The organism is Enterobacter sp. PP-008-ECC_S150, from assembly GCF_045257065.1.
In the GTDB taxonomy this organism is placed as follows: domain Bacteria; phylum Pseudomonadota; class Gammaproteobacteria; order Enterobacterales; family Enterobacteriaceae; genus Enterobacter; species Enterobacter chengduensis.
Genome location: NZ_JBJHHG010000044.1, coordinates 1 through 7934, shown reverse-complemented (window position 1 = coordinate 7934; position 7934 = coordinate 1). Strand labels below are relative to the sequence as shown.

9 protein-coding genes and 6 pseudogenes are annotated in these 7934 nt (G+C 42.3%); 2 read left to right on the top strand and 13 right to left on the bottom strand.

The features are described from left to right. From ACJBF3_RS25555 to ACJBF3_RS25545, 3 genes and pseudogenes are all read right to left on the bottom strand, one after another. Nucleotides 1-172: pseudogene (locus ACJBF3_RS25555) on the bottom strand (RHS repeat protein); the annotation flags it as partial. Between the two features lie 56 nt (nt 173-228). Continuing rightward, nucleotides 229-600, bottom strand: coding sequence for a hypothetical protein (locus tag ACJBF3_RS25550; RefSeq protein WP_127902866.1), 372 nt, complete (start codon nt 598-600; stop codon nt 229-231). A gap of 37 nt (nt 601-637) precedes the next feature. Then, nucleotides 638-839, bottom strand: a pseudogene (locus ACJBF3_RS25545) (RHS repeat protein); the annotation flags it as partial. A gap of 78 nt (nt 840-917) precedes the next feature. Here ACJBF3_RS25545 and ACJBF3_RS25540 point away from each other — a divergent pair. Then, a pseudogene (locus ACJBF3_RS25540) lies at nt 918-1004 on the top strand (hypothetical protein); the annotation flags it as partial. 12 nt (nt 1005-1016) lie between these two features. Here ACJBF3_RS25540 and ACJBF3_RS25535 read toward each other — a convergent pair. From ACJBF3_RS25535 to ACJBF3_RS25515, 5 genes and pseudogenes are all read right to left on the bottom strand, one after another. Next, a complete protein-coding gene (locus tag ACJBF3_RS25535) occupies nt 1017-1289 on the bottom strand; it encodes a YciI family protein (RefSeq protein WP_072050025.1) in 273 nt (90 codons plus the stop codon). A gap of 122 nt (nt 1290-1411) precedes the next feature. Next, complete coding sequence (locus tag ACJBF3_RS25530; protein WP_045332171.1) at nt 1412-1777, bottom strand: hypothetical protein; 366 nt, start codon at nt 1775-1777, stop codon at nt 1412-1414. A 478-nt stretch (nt 1778-2255) separates the two neighbouring features. Further along, the gene (locus tag ACJBF3_RS25525) at nt 2256-2732 is read right to left on the bottom strand and encodes a hypothetical protein (protein WP_045332176.1); all 477 of its coding nucleotides are present in this window, start codon (nt 2730-2732) and stop codon (nt 2256-2258) included. A gap of 453 nt (nt 2733-3185) precedes the next feature. After that, on the bottom strand, nt 3186-3677 hold the full coding sequence (locus ACJBF3_RS25520) for a hypothetical protein (RefSeq protein WP_072050026.1): 492 nt from the start codon (nt 3675-3677) through the stop codon (nt 3186-3188). Between the two features lie 2 nt (nt 3678-3679). Then, nucleotides 3680-5174 (bottom strand): annotated as a pseudogene (locus ACJBF3_RS25515) (RHS repeat domain-containing protein); the annotation flags it as partial. On the opposite strand from ACJBF3_RS25515, the pseudogene ACJBF3_RS25510 reads away from it, so the two are divergent. After that, nucleotides 5174-5269: pseudogene (locus ACJBF3_RS25510) on the top strand (DUF933 domain-containing protein); the annotation flags it as partial. The pseudogenes ACJBF3_RS25515 and ACJBF3_RS25510 overlap by 1 nt on opposite strands. A gap of 53 nt (nt 5270-5322) precedes the next feature. Here the strand turns inward: ACJBF3_RS25510 and ACJBF3_RS25505 are convergent. From ACJBF3_RS25505 to ACJBF3_RS25485, 5 genes and pseudogenes are all read right to left on the bottom strand, one after another. Then, nucleotides 5323-5616 (bottom strand): annotated as a pseudogene (locus tag ACJBF3_RS25505) (YciI family protein). Between the two features lie 101 nt (nt 5617-5717). After that, entirely contained in the window at nt 5718-6083 is a 366-nt protein-coding gene (locus ACJBF3_RS25500; RefSeq protein WP_045332228.1) for a hypothetical protein, read from the bottom strand. Nucleotides 6084-6367: 284 nt separating this feature from the next. Then, the gene (locus ACJBF3_RS25495) at nt 6368-6598 is read right to left on the bottom strand and encodes a hypothetical protein (protein WP_223239922.1); all 231 of its coding nucleotides are present in this window, start codon (nt 6596-6598) and stop codon (nt 6368-6370) included. Nucleotides 6599-7087: 489 nt separating this feature from the next. Beyond that, nucleotides 7088-7348, bottom strand: a complete 261-nt coding sequence (locus tag ACJBF3_RS25490) for a hypothetical protein (protein ID WP_045332229.1) — start codon at nt 7346-7348, stop codon at nt 7088-7090. Then, nucleotides 7348-7934: RHS repeat-associated core domain-containing protein (locus tag ACJBF3_RS25485; protein WP_406545296.1), on the bottom strand; the 587-nt coding region annotated here is incomplete at its 5' end. The genes ACJBF3_RS25485 and ACJBF3_RS25490, both read right to left, overlap by 1 nt.

Sequence of the window (7934 nt, the reverse complement as noted above, 5' to 3'; positions counted from 1 at the left end):
CGTAGCGGAAGCTGACCTTCGTCTGCGGCTTATTGCGGTCCCGCGGCTGGCTGATGACCTCCGTCAGGCGATGTTCACCGTCGTAGCGGTAGTGCCAGCGGGTCTGGCCGTTATCCTTCTCCACGGTGCGTCCGTGGATGTCATAGCGCCAGCGAATGCCATTAATAAAGGTTTATGTAGATGAGTGCTGAGGGCGAGCGCCCCACACTCCTTACCCCTCAATAAACATTATCCAACTATCACTAAACCTAGCAGTATAATTTTATATCTAGCAGGTTGACTTTCACCTTGCGCCATTACAATATGAATTTTTTTGTTTTCCAGAAAACCAGAATAAATATAAACATCAAGATTATTGTATTTATAAGTAGGATCTGGATCATCATCAAAGTTTAAAACCATTACTCCGGAAATGTTACTTGCCATTTCTTTTTTTAAAGAGCTATCGACATTCCAAAGAGGTATTGCATCTATATTTTTAAAATCAATCTCCACATTTAAAAATGGAATGCATATTTTTTCTGAAAACTCATAAAAATAATTCTCTTCCCCATCATAGAGATTTTTTCTAGGTTTGAAGTTATAAAATTCCATGCTCATAAATTTCATATCTCTCTAATTTTATTTTTGGCCAAATCTGCGTTTTGTTGCGGTCCCGCGGCTGGCTGATGATCTCCGTCAGGCGATGCTCACCGTCGTAGCGATAGTGCCAGCGGGTCTGGCCGTTATCCTTCTCACGGTGCGGCCGTGGATGTCATAGCGCCAGCGAATGCTGTCAGCTGCGTCAGGCGGTTGTGCGTGAACTTCTCAGCAGATCCTTCCTGCGGGTTATCAGCAGCCCCTACGGGCTGGTCTTGCACTGGAGTTCGTGGCGGGTAAAATCGGAGACCGACTACTTATAAAGGCAGGGTGAGTAAGGCACGAAGGAGCAGGCAATGCTTGCGGAAGGGATGGACTACATCGTAAAAGATGGCGATGTGATGAACTTATTATTTAATGTTTGATTTTTTACGGAGTCAAAACACATTTCCCAAGGGTCCTTTCTTAACTCTAGGGTTTAAAGGAATGATTTCAGCAGTCGCAAGCTTAAAAGTCTGAAAAGGATCCTCGCGTAAGCGCTCTTCAAGAGAGGCAAGACTTTCACACTGAGCGAGAATGGTGCAACCGTTTCTTGGGATCCGTCTTCCGGACGTCAGGAAAATCCCCTCTGCGTCCCCCTTTTTGAGCCACTCAACATAGGCAGGTATCGCTGTGTCGATTTCTTCACGTGGTTTTATATAGGGCAAAATGACAAATTAAACCGTGCTCATCTTTTCCCTCTCAGCTCTGTTTTTTAAACCGCTTGTCGGAACTGCTTATGCAGCCCTCTTTTGCCATCGGTTATTGTTATCGTTTTTTGGCGCTTTTGATGTTAATACGCAGGGCCCGATAGAGACAACGCGTTACGCTTCATATCCCAGGAATAAAACCAATCATGCCATCCGTTTTGCTTTTCCGCATAGCTACAGACCACAACCACTTCCTTTGACAGGTTGAAAGTTAAGTAATAGAAAAATGCGTTTTCAGGAGGTGCTGACCAAAATAGGTTTTCTCCCTGCGCATTGAAGATGGTCAAAACGGCTGGTAATGGCTTTGGCTCGCTTAACGCAAAGACTAACTGGCGTGTCGAGTCGACCATTGCATAGTCTAAAAATGGCATACTAATCAGTATTTTACTTTCACCACACACCCATTGAAGCAGGTCATTTTCTTTAATACAAATGAGATTTTCAATCATTGGTAAATCTCAACTTTTAAAGTTTGAACTGTTTCAAATCACCGTCAAAAAGCCCCACAACATATACCCGGTATCGGGCTGGTTGCACTTCTTTATACGTTAATACAGTAGAAAACTCCTTTAAACACTTTGAACATGTGTTTTTCGAAACATATAAATGGCTTTCATCGTAGATATACTTCTTATGTTCACTAACAAATTTCACACATCTCATCTTCTTAACCAAAAAGTATTTTATCTCTTCAGAGAGCGAGTCAAAGTCATATGAGTTTACGATGGAATAGACTATTACACCCTCGCATTCAGGGCATGCTATTTCTGCGCCATAATCTATAAAGGCATTATCAATGCCATCCAGGACTAACATCTTCTTTTTCAGTCGATTAGTTATTTTCATTTTTTGAGCTTTTAAGTTTATTAATAAAAAAGTAAGGCGAGAAGAGATGAAGGATTTTAGTAATTAATAACAGTATTTATGTCAAACATTCCATTCGATATAAATACCACAATCGAAGCCTTTTTCATTAGACTGCACAACAATACTTCCCCATTCATGCACCCATTGAATTCCATATGGTGGGGTTGTAATTTTAAGTTTAGACTTCGAGGTTATTTCATTCTCAACCCATGCTGTCAAACGCTGCTGCTCATCCGATAAATTACTCAGACTTGCCCTTTTATCCCAATCATTTAGCGTTTTATAAAAACTTCCATCCTTACTAGTAAGGAATAATGATGGGGTAAAAGAAAATGCTGAAGGCCTTAGTTCCAAAATGAAAATTTGATCTTTCCATTTAATATTATCTATAGCGAAATAAAAAGGACCTACTGTAGTCAATGGCGAGAAGAACTTGTAAAATTCGGAATTTTTAAAAGTATCAACATCTTTTAATTCGATGGGGTAGTTGTTAATCGCTACAAATCCAGTATGAACATCAAGTTTCATTTCTAACATATTTAAACCACCTTGTCTGGAAGTGACTACTTTATATTCCAAACTATATATACTCCATGATTAAATGACTTTGTCTCATATGAGACTGATACCCGCCTCCAATCAAAGATCCACCTAATTATGTCTGTTTCCGTGGCATCAGGAATTTCCAGTTTAGTAATTATTTCTGCCAATCAGACAGGTATTTTTCTGAGTTAATTTCCGGTTGGTACGCGCACCCCTGAACGATTATTAACTTAAAACCTTAGATAATTATAAGAAAATAATTGCATTTAAATCTGATATTTTTAATCTTAGAAATACCACAAATGTTTAATTATTTTTATAGAAGGATATCTTTGGCATGAAAAAATACCCCCATAGGGTCAATTTCAATTTTATTTAGCCCATATGATTTTTCTACACCGCATAATTAAATGATTGCGAGAATTTTTACACCAAGACGCACACAATTCATGGTTTTATATTATTCCATTTGCAATAATCCTTCCAAGATTTTTCATCTCTAAAACCAGAACGATAATTACAATAAATTGCACCTGAACAATTCCAAGGGTCATATGCCGCATTTATATGGCCCCATGCTCCACTAACTGGAAGGTCAACATTCGTTTTATCTCTGAACCAACCCCTTAGTTTTTTTGTAACTTTCCCCTCAGGTTTTTTTTGTTCTCCATCGATTAATTTATAAGGTGCGAAACTCCAACTGCCTATAACAGCATTTTCATCATTAGGTTGAATAAAGTTAACTATCAAATAAATATCACCATGCGCGTTTCCTTTTATGTTAAAAATAGCTCTATAGGAGACTGTATCACATCCCTTATCAGGCCAGGCCTCCCAGTTTAAATTATCATTATTCATTATTTCTTTTTTGGTTGTAAGTGGTGTCAGTGAGAGTATTTTTTTGAAGCAAAAAGCGCCTGTATCTATATCAAGATTCATAGTTACATTCCGATATCAAAAGGCTTGCCAATAGGCTTAAGCACAGTTTTATAATTTGAAAGGAAAAATTGTGTTCCTCCTCCCTGACCAAAAACAACAGGATCTTGTGATAATGCTTGTCCCGTTCCAGCTACTACATCACGTTTTACACGGTACGCCTGAATTTTGCTACGGAATCCAAAGATTCTATGTGGCTGTACCTGCAGACTCTCCCATAGTTTTTGTCTACTACCGCCAGCGGCATCAAGAGTTGCCTTATCAAAATAAAAGCCAGATTGTCCAGGAGCACCACCGTAGATGACATCACCTTCTTTTAACATTGTGTTAGACCATAAGTCGCGTCCTTTGTACTCCCCATGCCCTTGCCACTGCCGTCCGAAAGCAGCCTGATTATGGTCATTTGCTTTCGTCGGTGCACATCTTGGTTTCAACCCCCACGGATCCACCCACCCCAGCGCATTCGGCGCATACTGGTAAAGGTTTATCCCCCCCGCCAGCCCTATCGGGTCCTGCTGCGTAAGCCGCCCGCAGTCCGGGTCGTAATACCGGAACAGATTGTAGTGCAGCCCTGTCTCACGGTCCAGGTATTGCCCCTGCATGCGCAGGTTCTGAGAATATCCTGATACCTGCGTTTCGCTTTCCCGCAGCAGCTTGCCCCAGGCGCTGTTCACCCCTTCCCAGCGCACCTGCCCTTCGATATCCGTCATCCGCTCCGGCGTGCCGTTCGGCTGGCAGTGGAACCAGAAGATCTCAGGGGCTTCCACGCCGTCAATACGCGCCAGCGGGTCGTAGCTGTCCTGATCGCTGTAGACGTAGGTGAGCAGCGCATCTCCGTGCACCTCCTGCAGCAGGCGGAACCCTTCCCAGACAAACCGGGTGGTCACCGGCTTGCCGGTTGGCTGGCCGCCCAGAATCTGGCGTCGCGTTTTGCTGATACGGCGACCGAGCGGATCGTAGCGGAAGCTGACCTTCGTCTGCGGCTTATTGCGGTCCCGCGGCTGGCTGATGACCTCCGTCAGGCGATGTTCACCGTCGTAGCGGTAGTGCCAGCGGGTCTGGCCGTTATCCTTCTCCACGGTGCGTCCGTGGATGTCATAGCGCCAGCGAATGCCGTTAAGCTGCGTCAGACGGTTGTGCGTGACCTTCTCAGCAGCTCCTTCGAGCGGGTTACCGGCAGCGTCCCAGCGCCACTGCTCCTGTCCGGGCAGCGTGCCGTCCTGAACCAGCAGGCGCCCGGCGCTATCGTACTGCCAGCGGTACCAGCTGAACGGATTATCGTCCCGCTCTTCACGCACCAGGTTATTACGGTAGTGGTAATTCCCAGCGGCGGGACCAGCGGCGCGGCGACGGGCGCTGGGCATTGCCTGTAAAGACGTCCCGGCGGTGCAGGCGGCCAAGACGGTCGTACTCGCTGCGGGTGGTCAGCAGCCCCTGAGTGCGGCTGGTCTCCCGGTGGAGTTCGTCCCGGGTAAAGTCGGACACCGACAGCTTATTGAGAACAAGGCGAGAAAGAATCAGGCAAGATGCGTGCGAAAGGGAAAGATTGCATCGTTAAAGATGGCGATGTGATGAACTTCCTGTTTAATGTTTGATTTGTTTTGAATGAAGAAAATCCACGCTTAGGCGTGGATTTTTTATTGCGGGGTTAACACACATTGTCTAATAGTTCTGTTTTCATGCTGGGTTTAAAAGGAATGATCTTAACAGTCGCAAGTTTTAACCTCTGAAAAGAATCCTCGCGCAAGCGCTCTTCCAGAGAGGCAAGACTCTCACACTTAGCGAGAATGACTCCACCGTTTCTTGGGATCCTTCTTCCGGACGCCAGGAAAATCCCCTATGCATACCCGTTTTAAAGCCACTCAACATGAGCTGGTATCGCTGCGTCGATTTCTTCGAGTAGTTTTGTATAGGTCAAAATGACAATGTAAACCGCGCTCATCTTTTGCCTCTCAGCTCTGTTTATTAAACCGCTTGTAGGAACTGCTGATGCAGCCCTCTTTTGCCATCGGTTATTGTTATCGTTTTTTGGCGCTTTTGATGTTAATACGCTGGGCCCAATTGAGACAATGCATTACGCTTCATATCCCAGGAATAAAACCACTCATGCCAGCCGTTTTGCTTTTCCGCATAGCTACAGACCACAACCACTTCCTTTGCCAGGTTGAAAGTTAAGTAATAGAAAAATGCGCCTTCAGGAGGTGCAGACCAAAATAGTTTTTCGCCCTGCGCATTGAAGATTGTCAAAACGGTTGGTAGTGGCTTTGGCTCGCTTAACGCAAAGACTAACTGGCGTGTTGAATCGACCATTGCGAGAGCTAAGCAAGGTATACTTAAGCGTACGCTTCTTATGTAGCATATCCACTCGAGCACGTCTTTTTCTTTAAAAAAATTGAAGTCAGCGATCATCTTCGCTCTTAATAAATATTTTCATTACGGTTATAAGAAAGGTTCAGATCATCTCGACATGTTATAATCTGAAGCCCGAAATATTATATAAAATTTCACTTATCAAATCGTTCTGGAGATTCCAAAGAGGTTTGGTGTTTTTATTTTTGAAAATAACTTCGCACTTTAATTTGGGGATAAGCACTTTATATGAATAATCATAAAAATCATCATATTTTCTTCATGGATGATTTTCTTTCGGTCCGTAATTATATCCTTCTAGAAGCATGAGTTCATATCTCTATTCACGGACCATAAAAATGCATCAATGTGTTAAGATCATCTAAATCTTGTTTGGTTGGTTTGTTTTTCTCCATTTTATCATATTCATAAATTATTCCTTTCATAGGAATGCCGAAATCATGATTAATTGCCAGTCCCATTAGTTTATCAATATCAGTCTGATTTTTTAATGTGTTCTTTAAAAATTTATGGAGAAGTTTTTCAGCATCTTTTCTTTCTAAGAAATACATCATGTTTATCCCGTGATATTTCAATAAAGTAAATGAGTACGATTACCACCTACATACACTAGCAAAATGTAATCTTACAATGCGCTGAATATTTTAAAGCTTCATATCAAATTAATGATAGCAAGATGAGTGAGCAGATCAAGTTTTAGAATCAGCTAAAGACCATGTTTGCAGCAATAGCTCTTAGCAGACAGTTTTAAAGCCTAATTGCACTCAAAAATAATAAGGCCAAAAATCATCAAAAGAACAGTGTCTATCATCATGATTTAGTGTACAAAATTGTAAAGAAATGGTGCAAGACTGCTTCGATGCTTTAATTCGTCACCACGCAGATGAATAGATTAATGCTGGCTTTGATTTTAATATATTAAGCCAGCTAATAGAGCTCTTTTATTAAAAATTATCTGTTTTTTGTTGTTTGAGTGAGCACTTCAAAAACAGACGCCACTTAATTATAACCTCGCAAAAATCAATCCTTCTCTTTACTTTATGTCAGGGCATCATTTTTTTAATATCAAGTGCGTAATTAACAACATCATCTAAAAGTTTTTCTTCCCTGAGGGAAAAGTTTGCGTATTGAGCCATAGCTCTGCATGTTGACAGACTTTCAACTATTTCAAATGGGATTTTGTTTCCAAAAATTATCATCTGATCATAACGAGTTTGAAAAAAATTTGCCGATTCATGTTTGCCATTGGCATTAAGTTCAAAAATTATTTTTTCAAGTGCATTTTTTAAGTTATTCAATTTCATTACCAGGGAACCCTTAAAGTTTTAACCACCCATGCTCTTGGAAGATTTGATACCACAGCCTGGTATCCCATCCCAGGATATCCTGCCCCTTGAGCTGCCGCAGGACCTTCACTCACCCAAGTTCCTTTAGGAACTCTAAACTCTGATACATTAGTAATATTTACACCCCAATCATGGCGAATAGCTAGCTTTTCTCGCAAAACCTCCTCGGAATTGTATTTTTCATTTGTCAGCCAAGAAATTTTTCTTCCTGTTCTATTATTTACACCATGATATTTATAAAAAGTCTCGTCTCTTTTCAGCTGCCTGTTTTTATAAACGCTTTTATCAAATGTTTCTGCAATTCCTCCAGGAAGTTGCGGCCCTGGTTTTTTCCCTGTATTGCACCGGCTTAACCCCCACGGATCCACCCACCCCAGCGCATTCGGCGCATACTGGTAAAGGTTTATCCCCCCCGCCAGCCCTATCGGGTCCTGCTGCGTAAACCGCCCGCAGTCCGGGTCGTAATACCGGAACAGATTGTAGTGCAGCCCTGTCTCACGGTCCAGGTATTGCCCCTGCATGCGCAGGTTCTGAGAATATCCTG

What these genes read in the sequence shown, in the direction of transcription:
- ACJBF3_RS25530 (WP_045332171.1), bottom strand. Translation starts at nt 1,777, where the DNA reads ATGATTGAAAATCTCATTTGTATTAAAGAAAATGACCTGCTTCAATGG.
- ACJBF3_RS25520 (WP_072050026.1), bottom strand. Translation starts at nt 3,677, where the DNA reads ATGAATCTTGATATAGATACAGGCGCTTTTTGCTTCAAAAAAATACTC.
- ACJBF3_RS25500 (WP_045332228.1), bottom strand. Translation starts at nt 6,083, where the DNA reads ATGATCGCTGACTTCAATTTTTTTAAAGAAAAAGACGTGCTCGAGTGG.
- ACJBF3_RS25495 (WP_223239922.1), bottom strand. Translation starts at nt 6,598, where the DNA reads ATGATGTATTTCTTAGAAAGAAAAGATGCTGAAAAACTTCTCCATAAA.
- ACJBF3_RS25525 (WP_045332176.1), bottom strand. Translation starts at nt 2,732, where the DNA reads ATGTTAGAAATGAAACTTGATGTTCATACTGGATTTGTAGCGATTAAC.
- ACJBF3_RS25490 (WP_045332229.1), bottom strand. Translation starts at nt 7,348, where the DNA reads ATGAAATTGAATAACTTAAAAAATGCACTTGAAAAAATAATTTTTGAA.
- ACJBF3_RS25550 (WP_127902866.1), bottom strand. Translation starts at nt 600, where the DNA reads ATGAGCATGGAATTTTATAACTTCAAACCTAGAAAAAATCTCTATGAT.